This is a genomic window from Parapedobacter deserti (assembly GCF_042646065.1).
GTDB lineage: Bacteria > Bacteroidota > Bacteroidia > Sphingobacteriales > Sphingobacteriaceae > Parapedobacter > Parapedobacter deserti.
In genome coordinates this window covers 333,912-356,577 of record NZ_JBHRTA010000038.1, presented here as the reverse complement: position 1 = coordinate 356,577, position 22,666 = coordinate 333,912, and the positions used below count along the sequence as shown (strand labels likewise).

Here is a 22,666-nt window from a genome sequence, read left to right as displayed (position 1 = left end):
GGCAGAATTTATTTTCTTTGCGGCTATAACTTTATTACGCCAGTCAACATGATTAAGAAATTGCAGAAACTCATCGAAGATGCCTGGGAAAACCGGCAATTTTTAGAATACAAGGAATATCAGGAAGCCATTGAGACCGTTATCCAACAGCTAGATCAGGGAAGGTTGCGAGTGGCCGAACCTATAGCCTCGCGTTGGCATGTAAACGATTGGATTAAGAAGGCTGTTATCTTGTATTTCCCTATCCGACAGATGGAAGTTGTCGAAACCGGCCCGTTTGTCTTCCACGACAAAATGAAACTAAAAACCAATTATAAGGAACTGGGGGTACGCGTTGTACCACACGGAATCGCGCGCTATGGGGCCTATCTGGCTAAAGGAGTCATCATGATGCCTTCATATGTCAATATCGGCGCGTATGTAGATGAGGGTACCATGGTCGACACCTGGGCCACCGTGGGATCATGCGCACAGATCGGCAAACATGTGCACCTCAGCGGAGGCGTAGGCATCGGTGGAGTATTAGAACCCGTCCAGGCGGCTCCTGTAGTCATCGAAGACAATGTGTTTGTGGGATCGCGTGCTATTGTCGTGGAAGGCGTGCATGTAGAAGCAGATGCTGTGCTCGGCGCCAATGTGGTGCTTACGGGCTCGACCAAGATCATCGATGTGAGCGGCCCCGAACCTGTTGAATACAAAGGCGTAGTACCCTCCCGGTCGGTAGTAATACCGGGCTCGTATACTAAGAAATTTCCAGCAGGAGAATACCAAGTGCCCTGCGCGCTGATTATCGGCAAGCGCAAAGAATCGACCGACAAGAAAACGTCGCTCAACGAAGCCCTGCGGGAACACAACGTAGCGGTTTAACCAGGCAGGAATGCACCACAACCCTCAGTCATCGGATATCGAAAAGGCCCTCGACACCCTCCGTGCCGGAGGCCTTATCTTATACCCCACTGACACCATATGGGGCATTGGCTGCGATGCGACAAACGCGGAAGCGGTGGATGCGGTATTCCGTTTGAAAGGCCGTGCACAAGGTAAGAGCCTCATTGTACTGCTCGACACCGATAATAAACTGCAAAGCTACGTAAGCGACGTGCCGGAGGTAGCCTACCAGCTTATTGAATATACCGAACGCCCACTTACCATTGTCTATTCCGACGCCAAAAATTTGGCCCCAAACCTGCTGGCTGAAGATGGAAGTGTCGGCATACGTATCGTAAACCACACCTTCTGTACCCGTCTGTTGCAACGCTTCCGAAAGCCTATCGTATCCACATCGGCCAACGTAAGCGGACAGCCAGCTCCGCGCAACTTCGGTGAAATCGCTCCGGAAATCATCGGTGGGGTGGATTATGTGGTCCAATACGGACAAGACGACCTAACTGAAAGACAGGCATCCATTGTGATGAAGCTCGAATCCGGAGGAAAGTTTTCATTCATCCGGAAGTAGTTTATTATCAACATTTATCATTATTTTTGTCTGGGAAATAAACAACCTCATGAAACGACTGATCATTATATTCATCGTGTCTGTATGCGCTGCATCCACATTGCAAGCTCAGGACAACATCCCGCCCGCCCGGTCAGGTGCACACTACGGCAAAACTGTCAGCAAAGACGGCGCCATCACTGTACACGAATTGGAAGCAAGATTGGCGGATGATTCCGTTTATACAGGCAAGGTAACCGGCAAGGTCGTAGAGGTATGCAAGAAGAAAGGCTGCTTTATCCGCGTGTCGCGGGAAGGGGACGGCGCCCCTATTCTTGTACGGTTCAAGGATTATGGTTTTTTTATGCCGCAGGATATTGTCGGTAAGACCGTGGTACTCGAAGGACAGGCCAAAATCGAAGAAGTTTCTGTCGCTCAGCTGCAGCACTTTGCAGAAGACGCAGGCAAGAATGCCGCAGAGATCGCTAAAATCACCGAGCCAAAGACAGACATCAACATCGTGGCCGATGGTGTGGTGGTGGTGAATTGAAGATGAACGCCGGCGGCAGACTCCTCGACCTATCCATCCCGAAAGTGATGGGCATTTTAAACATCACTCCAGACTCATTTTTCGACGGTGGCCGGTACAACACGGTAGACGCTGCTGTGCTGCGGGCTGAAAAGCTACTTGAGGAGGGCGCCGACATGTTGGATATAGGCGCCTATTCTTCGCGGCCGGGCGCTGCACAGGTCAGCCCCTCCGAAGAGCAGGACCGCCTTATTCCCGTCATCGAAGCCTGCCGAGTTAATTTCCCTGAAGCCATCATATCCATAGACACCTTCCGTGCCGACGTGGCCCGGGCTAGCATCGCTGCAGGGGCACACCTCATCAACGATATTTCAGGCGGAACGCTGGATTACGGCATGTTTGCAACCATTGCCGAATTGCAGGTGCCATACATCCTCATGCACATGCGTGGCACACCCGATACTATGCAGCAGTTGACGGATTATACCGATGTCGTGCAGGAGATCAACCTGTTCTTCGGGAAACAGATAGCCGCTTTGCGCGCCCTCGGCGTAAAAGATATTATCCTTGACCCAGGCTTCGGATTCGCAAAAACCCTGAAACAGAATTACGAACTGCTCCGCCGTCTTGACGAGCTGCATTTGCACGGATTGCCCATCCTCGGCGGGATATCCCGCAAATCGATGATTTATAAAAAATTGGGACTCGGTCCAACAGATGCCCTCAACGGCACCACCGTGCTCAACACCGTGTTGCTGATTAAGGGCGTAAAGCTTCTCCGTGTCCATGACGTCAGGGCCGCCAAAGAGGCCATTACCCTGCTCCAATAAACGGATTGCGGCTTCAACGGATAACGCTGCCTGGCTGCACGGCCGTTTGCGGTGCCACAAAATCCAATCGCCCGTCGGCATCTTCGGCCATCAAGATCATACCCTGTGAGGTTATCCCCTTAATTTCACGTGGTTCGAGATTGGCCAGTATTGATACCTGTCTGCCCACAATCTCTTCCGGGGCGAAAAATTCGGCAATGCCAGACACCACCGTACGCTTATCGATGCCTGTATCAATGGTCAGTTTCAGCAACTTCTTGGTTTTAGTCACCTTTTCAGCCGCCAATATCTTTCCAGCGCGAATATCCATCTTGGCAAACGCTTCGAAGCTCACATTTCCTTTAGCCTCGGCCATCGGTTTGGCAGCTGCCTGGGTACTCGCCGTCGCTTTCGACTGGGAGAGCTTAGCCAACTGCATATCCACCTGAGCATCCGTGATTTTTTCAAAAAGTAATTGCGCCTCGCCCAACTGGTGCCCAGGCGGAAGCAGGTTTTCTCCTCCGGCGAGGCTCCAATCGCGTCCATCAAAATTGAGCATCTCAAACATCTTTTGCGCCGTACGCGGGAGGAAGGGTTGTGCCATCACCGCTAAGTTAACTGTCAGCTGCAAGCTTACGTTCAATACCGATTTTACCCGTTCTTCGTCCGTCTTGATGAGTTTCCACGGTTCAGCATCGGCTAAATACTTGTTGCCCAAGCGTGCCACATTCATAAACTGCACCAGCGCCTCACGGAAGCGGAATTGCGTAATCGACCCCGCGATATGCTTGGGGTAACGCACCAGTTCACTGAAAATAAAACGATCAGTATCCGTCAACTCCGACCCTGCCGCCACCTTTCCATCGAAATACTTATGCGAGAGTACCAGCACCCGATTTACGAAGTTGCCTAAAATTGCCACCAGCTCGTTATTGATGCGCGCCTGAAAATCCTTCCAGGTAAATTCACTGTCGGCCGTTTCTGGCAAGATGGATGTCAGCACAAAGCGGAGCTCGTCCTGCTTTTCCGGAAATTCGTTCAGGTATTCGTGCAACCATACAGCATGATTGCGTGAAGTGGACAGCTTATCCCCTTCCAGATTAAGAAATTCGTTGGCCGGCACATTCTCCGGCAGCACATACTCGCCATGTGCATGGAGGATGCTCGGGAAGGTAATGCAGTGAAATACGATGTTGTCTTTGCCGATGAAATGAATCAAGCATGCATCATCCGCCGGGTCGGCCTGCTTTTTCCAATACTTCTCCCAGTCGTTGCCCGTATTTAACGCCCATTGTTTTGTGGCAGAGATATAGCCGATAGGCGCATCCAACCACACATACAGCTTCTTGCCTTCAGCCTCTTCCAACGGCACATCCACGCCCCAGTCCAGATCCCGCGTCATCGAACGCGGCTGTAACCCCGATTTCAACCATGACCGGCACTGTCCGTATACGTTAGGCTTAAGCACATCCTTCTTCCCGTCCAGTAGCCATTGTTCCAGCCAAGGCTGGTATTTATCCAAGGGCAGGTACCAATGCCTGGTTTCGCGCAGCACCGGCGGCTTGCCACTCAATGTAGAAATCGGGTTTATCAGGTCGGTCGGATTCAGCGACGTACCGCATTTCTCGCACTGATCGCCGTAAGCTCCTTCGCTTTTGCAGTTCGGGCAGGTCCCGGTAATGTAGCGGTCTGCCAGAAACTGGTGATATTCCTCATCGTAAAATTGTTCGGTCACTTGCTCAATAAACTCGCCTTTGTCGTGCAGGTTCAGAAAAAACTCCTGTGAAAGCTCATGGTGAATCCGCTCGGAAGTACGATGATAAATATCGAACGAAATCCCGAACTGCTCGAAACTCGCTTTGATTTGCGCATGATATTTATCGATAATTTCCTGCGGTGTCGTTCCCTCCTTCTTCGCCTTGATGGTGATGGCCGCACCATGCTCATCCGAACCGCACACATATACTACGTCTTTCCCATTAAGGCGCAGAAAGCGCACGTAAATATCAGCCGGTATGTAGGCGCCCGCGAGGTGCCCGATATGCAGCGGCCCATTGGCATAAGGCAACGCCGAGGTAACCGTATATCGTTTGAAAGGTAAAGCTTTACTACTCAATTTATTCTAATTTAGTCAGCAGGTATCGGCGTCAATTTTACACAAAAATGAATCCTTATACTTGCAAGTTTGGGCAAAGATAACTCAATTTTGCGTGATATGGCAACACTATCATCATTGAGCAAATTCAAAAACACCGGACTATTACTGATCCGAATCGGGCTGGGGATCATGTTCATTATGCATGGCTATCCAAAGCTCTTGGGCGGCCCCGATCGCTGGGCAGGCGTAGGGGGAGCTATGAGTGCCATAGGCATTACCTTTCAACCTTTGATATGGGGCTTGCTGGCTGCCTTAGCCGAAACCATAGGTGGATTTCTTTTTCTCATCGGTCTATTTTTCCGGCCCACGGCGCTGATACTGGCATTTACCATGCTTATCGCCGCCCTTTTCCACCTTGATAAGGGCGATGGGCTGATGGGTGCATCCCATGCCATAGAAGTCGGTGTCGTCTTTCTTGGACTGGCCTTCGTCGGCCCCGGCAAATACAGTGTAGACAAACGATAACCCATGAATAACCCAATAGACTTCCGGGCCGCGGCAGCGCAGCTGGCCAAGCCCGAGGGCGAAGACGGCATTACAACCGCTGAGCACATGAATACCAGCAATGCCGACATGACCCGGCACGCTATCGACCTGTTGGATTGCGAAGACGGGGACAGCATATTGGAAATCGGCCCCGGCAATGGGCGTTTCGCGGAATATGTGTTATTAAAAGGGGCAAACGTCCGTTATACAGGGGTAGATATTTCAGAAACCATGGTAGCGGCAGCACAGAAGATCAATAAGCCATACGTTAGCAATGGACAGGCTGTTTTCAAACTTACAGACGGTCTTTATCTCCCCTTTTCCGACAACACCTTTCACAAGATATTTACGGTCAACACGCTGTATTTCTGGAAAAACCCTGCCTTGCAGCTGATGGAGATCCGGCGGGTATTAAAGCCAAGCGGTATTTTTTGTCTTGCGATCGCCAGCAAACGGTTTATGGAAACGCTTCCTTTTTCCGCTTATGGCTTTACGCTATATGCCCCCGAAGAAGCAGAGGAACTCCTGTTAGCAAACGGCTTTGTACTTACCGGTACCGTGGTCAGAGAGCACAAGATCGTTGGTGCCTCAAAACAGGAGATGATGCGCGAAGAAATATTTATCACTGCTACATAGCGAAATATAGCAGTGCGCTAAAAATTTTTCACCGAAATCTTTGGAGTGAATGGAATTACTTCTATCTTTGCAGACCGAAAAAACAAAAGAGTATGTTTTCGGAACATCAAAATGGCCCGTTCGTCTAGGGGTTAGGACGTGAGATTTTCATTCTCAAAACAGGGGTTCGATTCCCCTACGGGCTACACATCTTGAAATCAAAACATACAAAAGCCTGCAATAAAACGTTTGCGGGCTTTTTGTTTTTTACAACATCCTGATTCATTCAATTATTCGCATAGAAACAGTGAGTAATTCAGTGAGTCAATTCCTCGCATACCTTTACTCACCGAAAACGTTGTAAGAGCTGTAAGACAACGTGTTAAACTATTGAACATCTTGACCACGCAAGGCTGCAAGGCTAATTTGCATCACTGAAAACTGTTTTTCAGTGGCGATGCAGAGCTCGCCGCTATGGCGGCTCGGTTTGTTAACCATAAATGATGTATTATCAGGAGTACAAATTATTCCTTGCTCTTCTACTTGAAGAAGCCGAAAAACTATGCGGGTGGTGCCAAACCCATCTACATGCGTATCACCGTGGCCGGTGAACCCAAGGAAATGTCCACTGGCCGCGAATGCGACCCCGTACGCTGGAATGCCAAGGCCAATCGTGCAAAAGGTACCAAAGAGGATATCCGTGGCCTGAACGCCTACCTCGACACGATGGAGCGAAAGATGGCCGATGCCCACCTGCAACTCGTAAAGGACGGCGCGGAAATCACTGCCGAAACGCTGAAACTAAAGTACCTTGGCAAAGACGTGCAGCGGCGGTTTTTGATGGAAACGTTTACCGAACACAACCGGAAATATCCAATACAGGTTCAACACATACAAAATTGCTGAACAGGACAATGGCAGTCTTTTGGCATCCGATAATCCTTTTGCCTTGGTTGTCCTGACAGCCAAGGCAGCCTTTGCGGGGAAACACCTAAATAACGGCAGTCAAAGTGATGAGGCTTTATTGCAGGTAAAAATCCAGTTGGCCCGTGACATGTGCCGACCCTGGTCTTTTATGCACGACCCGCCGTAAACTTGCGTTCGCCTGCAGTTCCTCGCGTTTCATCTAAAACGGACCGTGTCTACCCCCCATTCCTTGAGCCTTCAGCGGAAAACGTTACGCCCGCGAAAGTAAAAAATTCAGATTGCTTCTTGCCACCGCTACGACTTTTTCCGACTTCGCCGTGGCCTATTATCCGCCGTTGACATCGGGAGCGAACCGACTCAAACCATTACGCTATTACTGCGTTATTTATTTTAAAGGAAACCATCCACACGAAACTATGCAAACAATCATCATTACCACAGATTTCTCGGAATCGTCCCGGAACGCAGCGAAATATGCGGCAGCGCTAGTCAAACCCCTCGGAATTAGCCATATTATCCTCTACCATTCCAATTACAATATCCCCGTCAGCACAGAAATTCCTGTCGTCAATCAGGATACGGACCTGGCTTACAAAGGGAGCTTGCACGAACTTGAAATGGCCGAGCGGGAGCTCCACCTCGTGCTTGGCGAGCAAGCTGATGTAGGTATTGAGTTGGTGACCAATGATCTGCCGCTGCTAACAGGCGTCAATATGCTTGCCGAACAACGACGAGCGGACCTAGTAGTCGTAGGCACAACGGGAAAAAGCAATTTCGAACGGGTGCTAGTGGGAACCAACACCGTAAACCTGGCAGCGGAGTGTATGGTGCCACTGCTGGTTGTGCCAAGAAACGCCCGCTTCGAACCCATCAAAAAGATCGTCTTTGCCTGCGATCTTAAGCGTGCGTCGCACAATACTCCAGTGGGCCAAATCGACTTGTGGCTCCAACGTCTGCAGGCTGAATTGCTCGTGCTGAATGTGACAACCGAAGGAAAACACCTCAAATCCGATATCATCGCCGAACAGCACGAATTATACGGTCTTTTGGATGGATTACGGCCCGCATATCATTACGCAGAAAGCGATGATGTAGCTGAGGAAATAGAAAATTTTGCGGAAGGCCAGCATGCAGGGCTGATCATCACCATCCCCAAGTCGTATGGATTTTTCGAGCGGTTGTTTCACCGGAGTGTCAGCAAACAGCTAATCAAAGCGTCTAGCGTTCCATTACTGCTGCTAAAGGAAATGGAGTAAATAAAAAACACCCGCTGCCATCAGGCTTGCGGGTGGAATAAGTTGTTAATCGTTATCTAAGTGGTCATTGGTTTGCAACGGGCTCGGCAAGCCGGTAGGTGCTCTGCTGCGTAAATGTCCGGCCAAACATATCCGTTGCGCGCACTTCGATACGGTGCTCGCCAACGGGCAGGTCTGTGGGAATATTTCCACGCCACAGGTGCGTACTGTTTACCGCATTGGAGGGGCGCCTACCGGGCATCAACTCATCGGCAGTGTCCCAACGGTAGAGCAGCCGTACAAATTCCGGATCTGGGGCTTCCGTATAAGTCATCGGCCGCCATTTGCCATCCCCGATCCGGTATTCTACGGTATTGCCTTCATGCCCCATGAAGAAATTAGCAAAAATGCCGGCCTGTGAGCGACGTCCCCGCGCAATCACCTTTGGATGGAATAATTTGATCTGCATGTCGTTGGGCTCACCAGCCACCTTGTAGTCTATCACATACTTATTGCCATTTATTCGAAGGAAGGCGTAGCCTTTGGGTGTGCCGTCGCGCATCGTCGACATGGGCACCCCATCTTCGTTCAATTCACCCGAATACCAGTCACCCGATGTAGTGCCCGCATTATATTCATGATGGGGTTTCGCCTGCCGCCAGCCGTCTGCTTCGCCATAGAAGTTCTGGCGCTGCAAATGCGTGTGGGCTGACAGCGATAAGGTATTTGAATAGTCCTTCAGCAAGTCAAACAGCCGTTGCCTATCGGCATTACGGAAAGCACCTTCATTTTCGTGCAGCAAAGGTATGTGGAATGCTAAAACGATCAATTTATCTTTATCTACATGCTTCAAATTATTTTCCACAAAATCCAGCTGATCTTTGCGGAAGCCCCCCCAATATCCCTTGCCGTCGCGCGGATCGGGATAGAGAATGTCGTCCAGCACAATAAAGTGTGCATCGCCATAGTTAAACGCATAATTGGCCGGACCGAACGTAGCCTCATATGTTTCATCGGACAGGGAATCTGCCAGCACATCGAAATCCATATCGTGGTTGCCCATCAGGTTATACCAGGGAATTCCGACCTCGGCCACGGCCTTTACATAAGGGCTATGCAACACCAAATGATCTCCTACCAAATCGCCCAAGCTCAGTCCGAAAGCAACGTCCTTTATCCCCGCTACCTCGGCCACCACGCCTTTGGAGAAATAATCGATTTCCTGCTCGTTGTATGCTTGCGGATCGCCAAATATCAGCGCAGAAAATGTAACAGGTTCTTCTTGCTGAATCAACGCAAAATCCACCGACTTCGGCAGCGGCCCCGTCGGTGCCACGCCTCCATACTTCAATGCCGGAGACCCGTTGGGTTTATGAATGTAGTAAAACTGAGGTTGATTGTTATCGTTTATAGGTACTCCATAACCAGCCGGTTTGATAACGAAAATGATATTATCATCCCCCACTGGCAATTCATAGTGCCCTTTCTGATCCGTGGCCACTACCTGCACACCGTTACTGACCGAAACGCCAGCGACGCCTTGTTCCCGTCGATCACGCTTACCATTGCCGTTAGCATCATGATACACATACCCCTTGACCGTCGACTGGGCATACAGCGCCTGGCCGAATGCCAGCATTGAGACAATAAAAATTAGCTTTTTCAAATCGATCTTTGTTTTGTTTCTGACAGGCAAATAAACAGCCATTTATCCAATTAATTGTTAAAAATTTGCAACGTTATTATTAAGTTCAGCCGCAGCCAGCAATTCTGGGAGCTTCCCATCATCCGTGTTGCCATTGCTGACCAAGACAATCCGTATTCTCCAAAGCTTCCGCCGGACGCCGCAATGGCACCACAAATCGGTCGAACAGTGCCGGTTCCGTTTGCGGCCGCCGTAGCACGTCCTGAGCAAGCGTGTAATATTCACCGACCAGCTCCAGCCCTTCCGCTTTCTTCTCGATCGCTATGCTGAGGAAACCGTAGCGGTCGTCACAAAAGTTGTCCAAGTGCACCTGATGGGCGGCGTTGATGTTGTCCACCTCGGAATCACCGACCGAGGCTACCGGATGTAAATCAGCATATCCTCCTGCGCCGGCTACAACATAAGGTACCACCGTACCATCTTCGTATGCCTTGGAAAACCGTTGGTAATTATGTACATGTCCGCTGAAGACAATATCAGGTTTCACACCCGCAGTCTCAAACGCATGCTCAAGAAAAGTAATGATCGCTGGACTGGAGCCGTGGTTGGTATCAGCGGAGTATGGCGCGTGGTGCACACAGACAATAACGGCCTGGCCGGGCCGCCACGTATCGGCATACCGTAGTTCCTCAATAAACCATTCACGCTGCTCGGCGTCTATCACCCCATGTTTCGTCACATTGCCATACAACCCGATAAATCGCGCAAGCGGTGTCTCGAGTGTCCAATATACATGGGGCTGTACCATACTCAGCCGCTTACTACCATTGCCAAACGGAATCCGCCGTTGGTAGGTGTCGCAAAACACATCCATAAATGCATCCAGGCTCTGGTACACCAGCTCGCTGTTCGGATTGATATCCCCGTCATGGTTACCGGCGATGGCAAATATGGGTGCCGGATAATCCTCATACGGCCCAAGGAATTGCTTGTGGTATTCGCTGGCCTCGCCATGATTATAAACGACATCACCCAGGTGATACAGGAAAGCCGGCCGCTCCCCCGCCGGGTATCCAGCTTTGGCCTGCTGGGCCAGTGCCGAGGCGACGAGCGGCTGGAACACCGAATGGCGCAAGCTGCCCGTATCGCCAATCATATGAAAGCGCATCCGTTCGTTTAGAAACCAAGCGGCATCCCCGATTACATTGCTGATAGGCAACCGGTACGGCGCCATCCCTGTTGGGCAGGGCAGTGGCTTAAACAGATACGAATCATCCAGGATATTTTTCAAAAAAACCGGTCCTGTTTGTCGTGTGTTCCTCATATCACAAAATTAACATGGATATATTAAACCCGCGTTAACGAATAAATAAGCTGCCTTCAAATCTGATGAACCGGATTGAATCGTTCCGGCGGGCGCCGTCCATGACACGCTCGTCACCGTGTTATTGCCAGGATCATGGTCAGTACAGAAACGACGACTGCAATCCATGTCACGGCACGTTGCTTGGTTTTTCGGGCCGTCAGCAGGTCTTGCGCCTGGATATGGTACCGAAGGCCGACAAGCAGCCGGTGCCCCATCTTTAGCTCTTCTCTGTTATCCGGGCTTGTCGTGTTTACCACGCCCTTACCGTTCCGCTCCGTCCGATTTGTCATTTGTATTTTAAACGTTTGTCAGTCAAAAGTACGCCTAATGAGCCGGACATTTTTTTCAGGAATGACGCCACTTCATCGATGAGCATCACCATAGTCCAAGCCAAACCGTCCTTCGGCTGTTTGGCAAGTCCATTAGCAATGATATATTGCTCAACCGTTGTTGTCAGTTCGGGCAACTGTCTCCGCCTGTCCCAGATCCCGGCAAATAACCCCTTCACCCTTTCAAACGCCTCGTCCTTTCTGCCTGTTTCCATCAAAATCGGTACGTATACGGATTTCCAGTGACGGTTGCAGAATTGGTAAAACGCTTCTTCATCCGAACCGCGAATACGGGCAATCAATTCTCGATCAATGAGGTTTTCCACATTGCTAAGTTAACGAAGCAATGCAATCAAATCAGGTACAATATGTTATGATTTTGTTAAAAACTTTGTCTCCTGAACGTTGGTTTATTCCAGGAGACAAAGCCAAAATGTAAATTTAGTGTTATCAATGCTGTTAAAGGATCATCAATCCACCAATTGGGTCACCATTTCAGGATCTTCAATCTCCTCCAGCGCAGACTCCTTTGTGAGCAGACGGGCGTGCTGAGAACGGGCTTTGGTCCACCTTCCCAAACGCAGGTCAAACTCACCGCCAAAGATGTTGAAAAACCCGACATTTGCAGGCGTATTATGAGCCATGGCACTCAGGTTTGTTCCCGAACGATAAAATGGCTGCTCTACCAGCGTAGCCGAAAGCGGGTTGATGATATCGTAGTAATCGTTGTTGCAGATCCTGTAGCCGTAGCCGTTACCCACTAGCGAACCGCCGGTAGCAGCGAACATTACATCTTCCGGTATGGATTCACGGGTAACAGTCGTGCCTTCAAACACAGCTACTCCGTAGGCATTGCCTGAGTTGGCCAGCAAGTTGGTGGTCGCCGATCCAAAATCATGCCCGTCTTGGGTGTTGTATGGATGCGCTGTCACCCAGTTAGCATCTGCAATACTGGTTGAATTGGGGCCGTTTATCATCTTCCTTGTCCCCCCCACATAAAAAAACGTACCTTTTTCAGCACGGCCAGACGTAATATTGAATTTGTAAGTACGCACCTGCCCCGTTGCCCAACCATTTACCGGAAAGCCGGTTGGTGCCGCGGCATTGGCGTTGTTGGTGGTAACTACTGAGAACGGTGTTTCGGAAAAATCGATATCTTCCGTAGCCAGAAACTGGATATACTCGTAGTTAGCATCTGTCCCTGCCGGATCGTTGATCCAGCCGGATATGATGATGCGCGGCGTTTTGTATACGGACGTCAATTCTACCAAATCGTCTTCCGACCGCAATTTGTGGTAAGGGATCAGCTGTCCCTCTTCCTCCTTGCTGAAAATAATTCCGTAATAATTGGCCATCTTGTACTGTGGCAAGCCGGCTAAAGAAGATTCAGACGCTGTAACCACATCCAAAACACCAAAACCATCGGTAACCTGCTGCTCGCCTTCCAATACCTGGCCGGGCTGTGGTTCATACAAGAATCCGCCTTTTACAATAGCGAGCAGGGTGCTTTCATAGTCGCCCGGGTTTGCGAGTATCTGATCAATGTTTACCCGCGACACCGGCACCGGCTTACCGGAATCCACTTTTTCGATCTTATCGGTCGTGATGTTGGTAACTTGCAATATACCATCAACGCGCTCCATCCGGCTACCCACTAAGTCAATCACCAGCGAGTCGCCCGGCAAATAGTTGCCGGCCGCATCGCCTATGGAAACGGCGAGTCCCCTGAGAAAGTCCAAGCGGGGCTTGTTTTGCACGATCAGTAACCCCTGAGGCAGGTTGCCTGCACGGTGATCAGAGACGACCACACAGGCAATTTTGGCAGAGCCCCCAAGCTTGTTCTGATCCAAGGTTAATGGTGCGCCCTTGTATAAATTTCTGACGTCGTAAATGGCAATGTACGGACTGACCACGCCACCGGGATAGTTCAGTTCCGTCTTGTAACAACCCGCCAGCGTTACGGATGCGGCGAACAGTGTCAATAGCTTATTAATCGTAGATTTCATCTTTCCTTCCTTTTAAGGTTTTTGCCACCAAACTTTTGTGTTGATCTCATCCGGGCCTTGCTGTTCTACGGCGATGCGGTAGTTCGTCGGGTTGGATGACTGCACATACACGGGATAGTACAACCGCGCGGGCATCTCGCCGTTGTTCCGCAGTCCGTTGGGCACCCCATAGTCTTCGGGCTTGGGCAAACGCGGATATCCCGTCCGGCGGTATTCAAACCATTGCTGCATATCCACCAGGAACAGTGCATAGTACTTTTGCCTGTGTATTTTCTCCATTTTCTGCTCAAATGTCTCGTCGTCATACCAGTCGATATCGGCGTCAGCCAAATGTTGTTGGACTGGCTTGGTCCAACCGGGCATCCACAGCGTAATACTGTTCTCCGCTCCCGAATAGAAATAGGTCTTCGGATCACCGGAAATGATTCCCTTTAGCGCCAACTCCGCTTTGATAAATTCAACTTCGGCAAAATTCATCATCATGCCTGTCAGAGGCTCTCTTTGCAGACTGACCGCGGCAGCATGGTCGGCAGCATAGAAATACGACTGCCTGGTATACTCGCCTGTATTGGGCGCATACCCCGAAGGGATGCCTACATAGTTTCCGGCAATGGGAGCAACGCCCCAGCGATTGTTGGATGACCCTGAGGTGCCGTACAGCGAATTGTACAAGGCAATATCAATCCGCGGATCATTGGAATCGCGTAGGAAATCAATGAAAAATGAAGCAAGGGAAACGCCTCTGAAGTCCTGCACACGCACCGAGGCGAGTGGCGAAACATAAGCTCCCTCTCCTGTCCAACGTAAGATGGCCGAATCGTCATTGCTGGTCATGATCGGGTACAGCGAAGCATTGGCACCCAACATGTCCTTCAGCTTATCTACGTAAGCTGCCATTTCAGGCTTATGGGCTATCCGCAAAATCAGGCGCAGCATCAGCGAATTGCCGAATTTCCGCCATTTTGCCTTATCGCCGCCGAACACCGGATCGGCAGTTGCCAGAATCGTCTCGCTACCAGGCGAGGTACGCAACAGCGTATTCGCCGAATCCAGTTTCGCGATCATATCGACATAGATATCCCTTTGCAGATCGAATTTCGGCTCCAGGATAAGCGAATCGCGCCCGAGGTTGGATTCTGAATAGGGAACATCTCCATACGTGTCGGTAAGTATGGAATAGGTCCACGATTGGCAGATCAGTGAAACCGCTTGGTAAGCCTGGCTGAAATTCACGGGTTCCAGCGCTTTGATATACATGTCCTTGTAGTTCGACAGGTTTGTATAATGCCCGTTCCAAAGGTAGTCGGCCCAATTGCGACGGAAATCATAACGGAACACCCGTCCATCGCCGTCATTAATGGCAACGGTTACCTGCATCAATTCATTCGTGAAGTTGCGGTTCCGGAGCATGTTATACTCCATCGTTTTCATCAGCGCATTCGCCATAAACTGGTGCGGATACGCCTCAGTGGTTTTTGTCGGATCGGTATTCAGCTCCTCAAACCCCCTGTCACATGATTGCAGCACAAACAGCGCAATCACGGCAGTTAAAAATATTCGTTTTATATTCATGTCCCTGTTCATTAAAATCCAACAACCAAGTTAACACCGTAGCTCCTTGTCGATGGGAATTGTGCAATTTCAAACCCTTTCACGATGTCCGATCCATCCAGTGTACCAAATTCCGGATCGAAGGCCGGCCACTTTGACCAGATGAAAAGGTTCCTGCCATATACGCCTAAGGTGGCCCGTTGCAAGCGCAGGCGAGAAGTCAGCCTGCTGTTCAAGGTATAATCCAGCCGAGCTTCCCTGAATTTGATGAAGTCCGTGGGAAAGGTATTTCCTTCACCCTGGTTAGAGCCCCAATGTGAGCGGTAGTAATTATCGATGTCGGTGGCAATTACATCGTTTTTACGGAAGGTGCCGTCCGGATTTTGCACCACACCATTCCCGATGATACCGCTGTAACGACCCGGCAAGGTCTGTGTTAGCTTTCCCTGTTCAGACATTTTATGGTTGGTCTGTGAATGGCCCACGGCGCCCCATTGGGTATCGAAAAGCACATCGAGCTTCAACCCCTTATAAGTGAACGTATTGCCGAAGCTGGCCCGGCCTTTCGGGATGGTATTGCCCAGGTAGACCACGTCCGAAGTCAACAACGCAAACCCTGTTTCAGCATCATACATAACCTGACCATCGGGCGAACGCTGATAACCGATGCCATACAGGTCGCCCATGCTTCCACCCACTTTACCCACAATCTGGCTGGAGCCAATGGACCGTTGTTGCAGTACAATGGACGAATCGGCCAGTTGCTCTATCCGGTTCCGATTGGACGTAAAGGTGATCATCGATGACCAGTTGAACCCGCCTTTGTTAACGATCTGTTGGGTGTTTACGCCCACTTCGATACCCTGGTTGCTTACCTCACCGATGTTCGTTAACCGATTCCGTGCGCCTGACGCGGCATCAACGATGCGGTACAAGTGCTGGTTGTATGAATTGCCCCGGTAGACCGCCACATCCACATTCACGCGGTTGGCAAACATGCGGATATCCGTACCGAACTCAATGGAGCGGGTACGCAAGGGTTCGATCAAGGGGTTGGACAAGGAGGTCGGGTTGGCCAGCGATCCGCCGATTAAGCTATTGGGAGACGCATAGTAAAATTCGGTCCGGTACGGGTTCTGCACGCCCGACCCTACTTCGGCAAAAGAGCCCCTTAGTTTGGCAAAGCTGATGAATGCAGGTAAATCGGCCACTTCCGATAGCACGAAGCTAGCATTCACCGAAGGGTAGAAAAATCCCTTCCTCTTATCGGGAAACTGGGGAGACGCCAAAGTACTGGTCCAGTCTATGCGGCCCGTTGCATCCAAGAACAGGAAATCCTTATAGCCGCCCGTCAACAGGTAGTAAAAGCTGTTTACCTCCATATTCTCGATGCCCTGCACCGCTTGCACCCCGTATTTGGAGTTGTTGTGGTTGAACACCGCCGGAAACTCGAGCCCGTCGGAAGCCAGCCGTTGGATGCGGTAGTTGTTTTGCATCGTGGCTCCTCCCAAGGTGGCAGAAAAGTCGAAATCCGGATTGATCTGCTTGGCATACCGCAGCAAAAAGTCGGCATTTGTTTCTTTTGAAAAGATATCCTGCGTACGGTGGCTGCCTTCCCTGAGCCGAGAGCCGGCGTCCCATGGACGGTTCTGGAAACGGCTTTCGGTGCCCAGGTCGATGGTTGCACGGACTTGGGCGCTGAATTCTTTGGTAAACTGGTACGTCGCTTGCGCACTTCCGACAACGGTATGGCGGTTGTTGCTGTTGATAAACTCATAGGACACCGCATAGGGGTTTTCCGGGTAGGAGGAATACGGGTACATGATCTCCTGATTTTCCTTTCCGTTTACCCAATAATTTTTCAGCCAGTTGAGATCGGCACTGGGTTGCCAGAAGATAAACCAATACATGATGGATTGATTGCCATAGCCCGCACCGGGTAAATTGTCACTCCACCTATTGCCATAGTTTACTTTGGAGCTCACCGTCAATTTGTCGGTGATTTTTGAGTTGACCGAAATGGCGACTGTATTTCTTTTGAAACCGGTGTTCGGTGTGATCCAGGTGTTGTTGACATTAGTTGCCGAAAAACGCGCGGTCGTATTGTCCGATCCTCCGTCTATGGTTACTGTGTTGGTATAGGTTTGTCCGGTTTCGAAGAAATCGGTGATGTTCCTATACGGACGCCACAGGGTAGGTTCTTCGCCACGGGCTTGCGTTAGCGGGTCAAACTGATAGAAATACTGTCCGTCAAACTTTGGCCCGTAGGCTGAGCTGGTACCGGAGCCGCTTCCGAACAAGTACGTGGCTTGTCCATTGAGCCCCTGCCCATACTCATACTGCATATCCGGCCAGCGGTTTACGCTCTCAAAAGCAACATTGGAATTGACGGTGATGCCGATTCCCTTTCCCTTTCTTGAGCCGGCTTTGGTGGTAATGATAATGGCACCATTGGCTGCGCGTTGTCCATAGAGTGCGGCTGCCCCGGGACCTTTTAGCACCGTTACACTTTCAATATCCTCGGGGTTGAGGTCATCCATGTTGGAGCCGTAATCGACCGGCATGTTGTCACTACCCGTTCCATAAACAGCACCGGTTTCCCCCGATCGGCGACCGGATCCGCTATTGATCACGACACCATCCACTACGATCAATGCTTCGTTTTCGCCGGTCAGGTTATTTTCACCGCGCAGGATAATTTTGGTGCCACCCACCGGCCCCGCATTCGAGCGCAATAAGTTTACGCCTGCCACTTTACCTGACAACGCATCCATCCAGTTGTTGGATAGCGCTTGCGTCAGATCTTCACCTTTTACCACCGTTGCGGAATAGCCAAGGGCCTTTTCCTCGCGTTTAATGCCCAAGGCCGTTACGACGACCTCGCTGATCTCACTGGACTTTACCGTCAGCGCAATGGTTAACGACTGGTCTCTCCCTGCTTCCAAGGTCACTTTACGCTGTTCGGTCTCGAAGGCCAGGTGGGTTACCTCGATGGTATACGTGCCGGGCTGCAACGGCAAGGTGAAACTGCCTCCACCGTTCGTCATCACGCTGCGATTTGTTTCAACCACGCGTACCGTTGCATCGCCCAGCGGATTACCTTCGTCGTCTAAAACCTTCCCGACAATCCGGCCGGGCTGTTGCTTTTTGTTTAGAATGATGAACCCATTTGCCTCTGTGTAGGTGACATCTGTTTGATGGAACATGTGGCGCAACACCTGTTCCACAGACGTTCCCTCGAATGTTTGGTCGCCCACGCTGATGCGGCTTAAGCCAAGGGCTTCGGCGTGATAAGCAAACCGTATTGCTTGCTTTTCTAATTGTTGAATAGCCGACCAAGCATTGTCTTCTGCTAAACGAAGGGTTACCTGCTTTTTCAGTAACTGTGCTATCGCCTCCTCGGCTGACAGCAATTGGACGGCCAACAGCGCACTGAGCACGATAATTGAAGAAATTTTCATTGCCTGTTTAACGAACCATTTATCAATTTCCATTAATTCTATAACTAACGCTATTTTCCATTGGGCAAAAACAGTAGGTGAATTGATCCCTAATACCTATTTTTACCCACAGAAAGTAGCTTGGGGTTTGACTTCATTGCTATTGGTGGGCGGTAACGGTTCCAAGGTATACCGTCCGGTTTTTACAAATTTGGGTGGCGATTGAATGGTCGCCACCCGATTTTTTCAGTAGTTTGCTTAATAGATTATAATCTCATTTCCCTCCTTTCTGTATTTATTTCTATGAATGGCACAAATGGCTTGTACTACATCCATTTGCCGACTATTTCTATCTAATTGAATGCTATAGCGCTGGCCTGCGACTTGGGGGGTACCAGTCACCAGTTGCACGCCATATATACGGCGAAAAACCAACGCAAGTTCATTGAAAGATACCTCACTGAGGTACGTCGTGCCGGTCATCCAAGCATTGCGGCTTTCGGCATCAAAAGACCGGATGATCCGCTTATCGGTTACTTTGTTATATATCACTTCCTGGCCCGGGTGCAATACTCCCAGCACCTGTTTGTTGCGATCGATTACCTGGACCTTGCCCGTAGACACCGAGACGCTTAGTTCATCCAGTTCTGCATACGACTTCACGGTAAACGATGTCCCCAACACCTCGGTACGAATACCGGCTGCGTGAACGACGAATGGTTTAGTCGAATCTGGCATTACCTGGAAAAACGCTTCGCCGTCAATCAGGGTGATTTCTCGCATGGCACCATCGCCAAATGGCATAAAAAAGCCCACTTTCGTTGCCGCATTCAACCAGATTTCTGTACTATCGGGAAGCAGTAGCTTTTTTAGCTTACCTGGTTCAGCGGCCCATTCGACATATTCGCGTTGTGCGCTTTCACTCGATTCCATCCGATCCATGGAGTGGTGCACGGCGAATCCGATCGCCGTAACGAGCAGCACACTGGCAGCGATACCCGATACCCATACCCTGACTTTAATTGTGCGCTTTTTTCCGTCACCAATAGGCTGAATTGTGCTGACGATCCGATTATAGAGCGCGTTCCGGACCTTTCTTTTCTGTTTGGCACCCATTGGCGGCAATTGCTCGCCGAAAGATTCATACCAATCGTCTACCAGCTTGGTTTCCTTTGAGGTGGTCTTCCCTTCGCGGTATTTCCGCAATAGTTCTCTAAATATTTTTGGCCGCACGTATTCGTTCTTTATGAACACGTCCAGAAAAGGGCCGAAAATTACTTCTACAAATCGTTACCTGTTTGTTAACAAATCGTAAACCACATTCAGTAGCACCATCACGACCCATGGTGCGGTATTGCCCCGGAACCTATGGGGCAGGTTCTTCCGTAGGCGCTTGGTCGCTTCGGTCAGTAGATTGCTCACGGTCTGTTCGGCCAAGTTTAGCCGCCGCGCGATGTCAGGGGTGCTTTGGTTGTCTAACCGCAACAGAAAAGACTTGCGCATATTTTCTGGCATTCGTTGCAACTCATCATCAAAAATAGTCTCCACCTCCTGATGTGACCAAACGCTGTCTGGTTGGCCCATCAGCGTATCCATTTGTGCCATGACGTGATCAAATACCCGTAACCTGACCTGTTCAGAATGAAAGTAATCGATCAATCGATACTTAAGCGCTCCGGTGAGGTATTGCACGATGCTGGTCTGGATGACAATATCCTTCCGTCGTTCCCACAAGTTCACAAAAACATCCTGTACAATATCCTGGGCTACCGCTTCATCCTTGGTCCGGGTCCAGGCGAGAGCATACAGTTTTTCCCAATGCCGGCGATAAAGTCGGCCAAACAGTTTCCTATCATCGTTTTTTCGGACAGCCTCCCACCAGCTAAATTCCAACTTTTGATCCATTATGCGAGACGATTGTCCCGACAAAGGTAGGGTTGCTATATTAAGCCATTGTTAAATCTATCTTCGTTCACTCCCGATAAGCAATCAGTTGGTTGTCTGTGATGATCAATGCAATCGGCTGAGCCTACATCGTCTCTATCATACCGCAAAAGCTAATGCAAGCCTGTCTTCATTCTAGCAGTATAGCATGCCGTCTTTATACGATAGGTCAATGAGTTGTTCACCGAAACACACCGTCCGGCCTTTCGAAAAACCGCTTTTCAGCGACTTTGTCCAATTGCTCGCGGTCAAACACTAAAAAGCCATCCAGGCAATTGTTGAATTTCGGATCCAGGTTGAAGGCGATGATCTTGGCCTCCAAACGAAGGTAATGCCGTAACAACACCGGAAATCGCCTATTCGGTTTTTCAATATCCATGACCAGTCGCTCCAACGAGGCAAGCGACGTCGGATCGTCCAACAGCGCATCCAGGTTCATCTTCATCAGGCTGGGATTAAAACGCTTCCGCGGCCGCACTAAGGCGGCAAGGTCGCTGTCGTAACAATTACGCCGGATGAACGCAACGATGACCGAACGGGAAAACCGGGAAAATTCACCGCTGATGCTGACTGGCCCGATAAGGTAACGGTACTGCGGGTTTTTCTCCAGGCAATGCGCGACCCCCTTCCAAAGCAGGTACAGCGGCATGGCGGTCTGCTGGTATTCCTTGCGTATCCAGCTGCGGCCGAGCTCCATGCTTTTCTCTAATACGGGCCAGAAGGCTTTGTCCATTTTGAACAGTTGGGCCAAATAAAATCCCCGCTTCCCATGGCCAAACAACAACTCCTCTCCCAAGCCGATGCGGTAAGCACCCACCACTTTACGCTCCCGCTTATCCCAAATAAACAGGTGCCGGTAGTAGAGGTCGAACACATCCAGGTCTATCGACCGGTTGCTGCCTTCGCCCACATCCCTGAACGTCAGTTCACGCAGCCGGCCGATTTCGCGGATCAGTGAAGGTATCTGCTGCGCTTCAGCCAGGAAGACCTCGAAATCAGCAACGGACAACACCCTGGCTTCCGCCAAGACGGCGATTTCCTGCTCCATATCCGATACGGCGATCGGCGCTATAACCTCTTCCGGATTAGGAGGCCGCTTGAATATTCCCCGCTCCAACCACCGCCACCGTGTCTGATGAGTACCCATTCCCAATGCGTAGGTCCTCGCGCGTACGTAATCCAACAACCGTTTGGGCTGCTGCATAACGTCCGGTATTCGCTGAGGCCGGATAGGTTTACCGATCCGAAGGCGTATTTCCTGACCGCCCTTGTTAAACAGTTCGGCCGGCAACCGCGCCGTGCGCAACCTCGGGTGCACCATGCCCAGCACATTGAATAGCCAGCTGTTCCGCCCGTGGAAATAGATGGGAATAATCGGTACAGCGGCTTTGACCAGCAGCTTGCCCACTACGGGGTGCCAACGCCTATCTGTAATGCGTTGCAGTGCCGGTTGGTAGGCCGACACCTCACCTGCAGGGAATATGACAACGGGATTTCCTTGTTTTACCGAAGCAAGAACCCGTCTGATGCCGGCGATGTTGGACTGGTTCGGCTCGTCATTGAATGGATTGACCCCAATGAAAAAGTCGCTCAGATTGGGAATCTGTTGCAGCAGATAATTCGCCATCACCTTCGTTTCAGGCCGTACGGTGCAAAGCACTTTGAGCAAAATCAGGCCTTCGATACCGCCGTATGGGTGGTTGGCTACGGCGATGAACGGCCCGGATGCAGGAATCCTTTTTAATTCCTCCGCGTCAACATTGATGCGTATCCCAAGCAAATCCAATACGCCATCGACAAACGCCAAGCCCTGTAAGTGACGAACCTGGTCAAACGTGCTGTTAAAACGGTCAACTTGCATGATTGACATCAACACGCGATCTATGCCGGGCAGCGGAACCTTGTGGATTCCGGCCGCCTTGGCAAGCATTCCTTTGGTGATCAATGGTTCCATTTAGCATAGCTTTCCACAAAGCTATACTTGCGGAATTAAGTGAACATTACGCCAAGATGAAAATAGCGCCTCCCCGCTGTACTTCTCTCCGACCTTGTCCTTACACAGATTTTACATTTCACTCGGGTTTTATTCGAGGTTTCTTCGGAGTTTCTTCGGAGTTTACTCGGTTGCGAACCGAATAAACCCCAAAGGAAAGACAACTTATATTTATACTAATCCACTGTTTTTTCTAAA

General features: G+C 50.3%; 19 protein-coding genes and 1 tRNA gene. 9 read left to right on the top strand and 11 right to left on the bottom strand.

Going from position 1 to position 22,666, the window contains the following annotated elements; genetic code table 11:
* The first annotated feature begins 48 nt into the window (after positions 1–48).
* Genes ACFOET_RS14165 through folP form a run of 4 tightly spaced genes read left to right on the top strand, consistent with a single transcriptional unit; the run spans position 49 to position 2,794 of the window.
* Positions 49–867, top strand: coding sequence for a 2,3,4,5-tetrahydropyridine-2,6-dicarboxylate N-succinyltransferase (locus tag ACFOET_RS14165; protein ID WP_379023757.1), 819 nt, complete (start codon positions 49–51; stop codon positions 865–867).
* Between the two features lie 10 nt (positions 868–877).
* The gene (locus ACFOET_RS14160) at positions 878–1,456 is read left to right on the top strand and encodes an L-threonylcarbamoyladenylate synthase (RefSeq protein ID WP_379023755.1); all 579 of its coding nucleotides are present in this window, start codon (positions 878–880) and stop codon (positions 1,454–1,456) included.
* 49 nt (positions 1,457–1,505) lie between these two features.
* The gene (locus tag ACFOET_RS14155; protein ID WP_379023753.1) at positions 1,506–1,985 is read left to right on the top strand and encodes a DUF4920 domain-containing protein; all 480 of its coding nucleotides are present in this window, start codon (positions 1,506–1,508) and stop codon (positions 1,983–1,985) included.
* A 2-nt stretch (positions 1,986–1,987) separates the two neighbouring features.
* The gene (gene folP / locus ACFOET_RS14150) at positions 1,988–2,794 is read left to right on the top strand and encodes a dihydropteroate synthase (protein ID WP_379023751.1); all 807 of its coding nucleotides are present in this window, start codon (positions 1,988–1,990) and stop codon (positions 2,792–2,794) included.
* Between the two features lie 13 nt (positions 2,795–2,807).
* Here the strand turns inward: folP and metG are convergent, their stop codons facing one another.
* Complete coding sequence (metG, locus tag ACFOET_RS14145) at positions 2,808–4,889, bottom strand: methionine--tRNA ligase (protein WP_379023749.1); 2,082 nt, start codon at positions 4,887–4,889, stop codon at positions 2,808–2,810.
* Between the two features lie 99 nt (positions 4,890–4,988).
* Here metG and ACFOET_RS14140 point away from each other — a divergent pair, with 99 nt between their 5' ends.
* The 5 genes from ACFOET_RS14140 (at position 4,989) to ACFOET_RS14120 (ending at position 8,215) form a co-directional block, all read left to right on the top strand.
* Complete coding sequence (locus ACFOET_RS14140; RefSeq protein ID WP_379023747.1) at positions 4,989–5,396, top strand: DoxX family protein; 408 nt, start codon at positions 4,989–4,991, stop codon at positions 5,394–5,396.
* Positions 5,397–5,399: 3 nt separating this feature from the next.
* On the top strand, positions 5,400–6,053 hold the full coding sequence (locus ACFOET_RS14135; RefSeq protein WP_379023745.1) for a class I SAM-dependent methyltransferase: 654 nt from the start codon (positions 5,400–5,402) through the stop codon (positions 6,051–6,053).
* 113 nt (positions 6,054–6,166) lie between these two features.
* Positions 6,167–6,238: transfer RNA gene (locus ACFOET_RS14130), tRNA-Glu, on the top strand.
* A 337-nt stretch (positions 6,239–6,575) separates the two neighbouring features.
* Positions 6,576–6,938: an Arm DNA-binding domain-containing protein gene (locus ACFOET_RS14125; protein ID WP_379023743.1), complete on the top strand. Its 363-nt coding sequence runs from the start codon at positions 6,576–6,578 to the stop codon at positions 6,936–6,938.
* Positions 6,939–7,375: 437 nt separating this feature from the next.
* Positions 7,376–8,215 carry a universal stress protein gene (locus ACFOET_RS14120; protein ID WP_379023741.1) on the top strand — a complete coding sequence of 280 codons (840 nt, stop codon included), beginning with the start codon at positions 7,376–7,378 and terminating at the stop codon, positions 8,213–8,215.
* Positions 8,216–8,279: 64 nt separating this feature from the next.
* Here ACFOET_RS14120 and ACFOET_RS14115 read toward each other — a convergent pair whose 3' ends face one another.
* The 10 genes from ACFOET_RS14115 to ACFOET_RS14070 form a co-directional block, all read right to left on the bottom strand.
* The gene (locus ACFOET_RS14115) at positions 8,280–9,860 is read right to left on the bottom strand and encodes a calcineurin-like phosphoesterase C-terminal domain-containing protein (protein WP_379023739.1); all 1,581 of its coding nucleotides are present in this window, start codon (positions 9,858–9,860) and stop codon (positions 8,280–8,282) included.
* 118 nt (positions 9,861–9,978) lie between these two features.
* Complete coding sequence (locus tag ACFOET_RS14110; RefSeq protein WP_379023737.1) at positions 9,979–11,163, bottom strand: metallophosphoesterase family protein; 1,185 nt, start codon at positions 11,161–11,163, stop codon at positions 9,979–9,981.
* Between the two features lie 113 nt (positions 11,164–11,276).
* Positions 11,277–11,495: a hypothetical protein gene (locus ACFOET_RS14105; RefSeq protein ID WP_379023735.1), complete on the bottom strand. Its 219-nt coding sequence runs from the start codon at positions 11,493–11,495 to the stop codon at positions 11,277–11,279.
* A complete protein-coding gene (locus tag ACFOET_RS14100; RefSeq protein ID WP_379023734.1) occupies positions 11,492–11,860 on the bottom strand; it encodes a hypothetical protein in 369 nt (122 codons plus the stop codon). The genes ACFOET_RS14105 and ACFOET_RS14100 overlap by 4 nt, the downstream gene beginning before the upstream one ends.
* 144 nt (positions 11,861–12,004) lie before the next feature.
* Positions 12,005–13,540 carry a DUF5689 domain-containing protein gene (locus ACFOET_RS14095; RefSeq protein WP_379023732.1) on the bottom strand — a complete coding sequence of 512 codons (1,536 nt, stop codon included), beginning with the start codon at positions 13,538–13,540 and terminating at the stop codon, positions 12,005–12,007.
* Between the two features lie 12 nt (positions 13,541–13,552).
* Positions 13,553–15,112 (bottom strand): SusD/RagB family nutrient-binding outer membrane lipoprotein, encoded by a 1,560-nt coding sequence (locus ACFOET_RS14090; RefSeq protein ID WP_379023730.1) that lies wholly within the window; start codon positions 15,110–15,112, stop codon positions 13,553–13,555.
* An 11-nt stretch (positions 15,113–15,123) separates the two neighbouring features.
* Positions 15,124–18,552: a SusC/RagA family TonB-linked outer membrane protein gene (locus ACFOET_RS14085; protein ID WP_379023728.1), complete on the bottom strand. Its 3,429-nt coding sequence runs from the start codon at positions 18,550–18,552 to the stop codon at positions 15,124–15,126.
* Positions 18,553–18,789: 237 nt separating this feature from the next.
* Entirely contained in the window at positions 18,790–19,764 is a 975-nt protein-coding gene (locus ACFOET_RS14080; protein WP_379023726.1) for a FecR family protein, read from the bottom strand.
* Positions 19,765–19,821: 57 nt separating this feature from the next.
* Positions 19,822–20,436 (bottom strand): sigma-70 family RNA polymerase sigma factor, encoded by a 615-nt coding sequence (locus tag ACFOET_RS14075; protein WP_379023724.1) that lies wholly within the window; start codon positions 20,434–20,436, stop codon positions 19,822–19,824.
* 220 nt (positions 20,437–20,656) lie between these two features.
* On the bottom strand, positions 20,657–22,429 hold the full coding sequence (locus tag ACFOET_RS14070) for a lysophospholipid acyltransferase family protein (protein WP_379023722.1): 1,773 nt from the start codon (positions 22,427–22,429) through the stop codon (positions 20,657–20,659).
* Between the last annotated feature and the right edge of the window lie 237 nt (positions 22,430–22,666).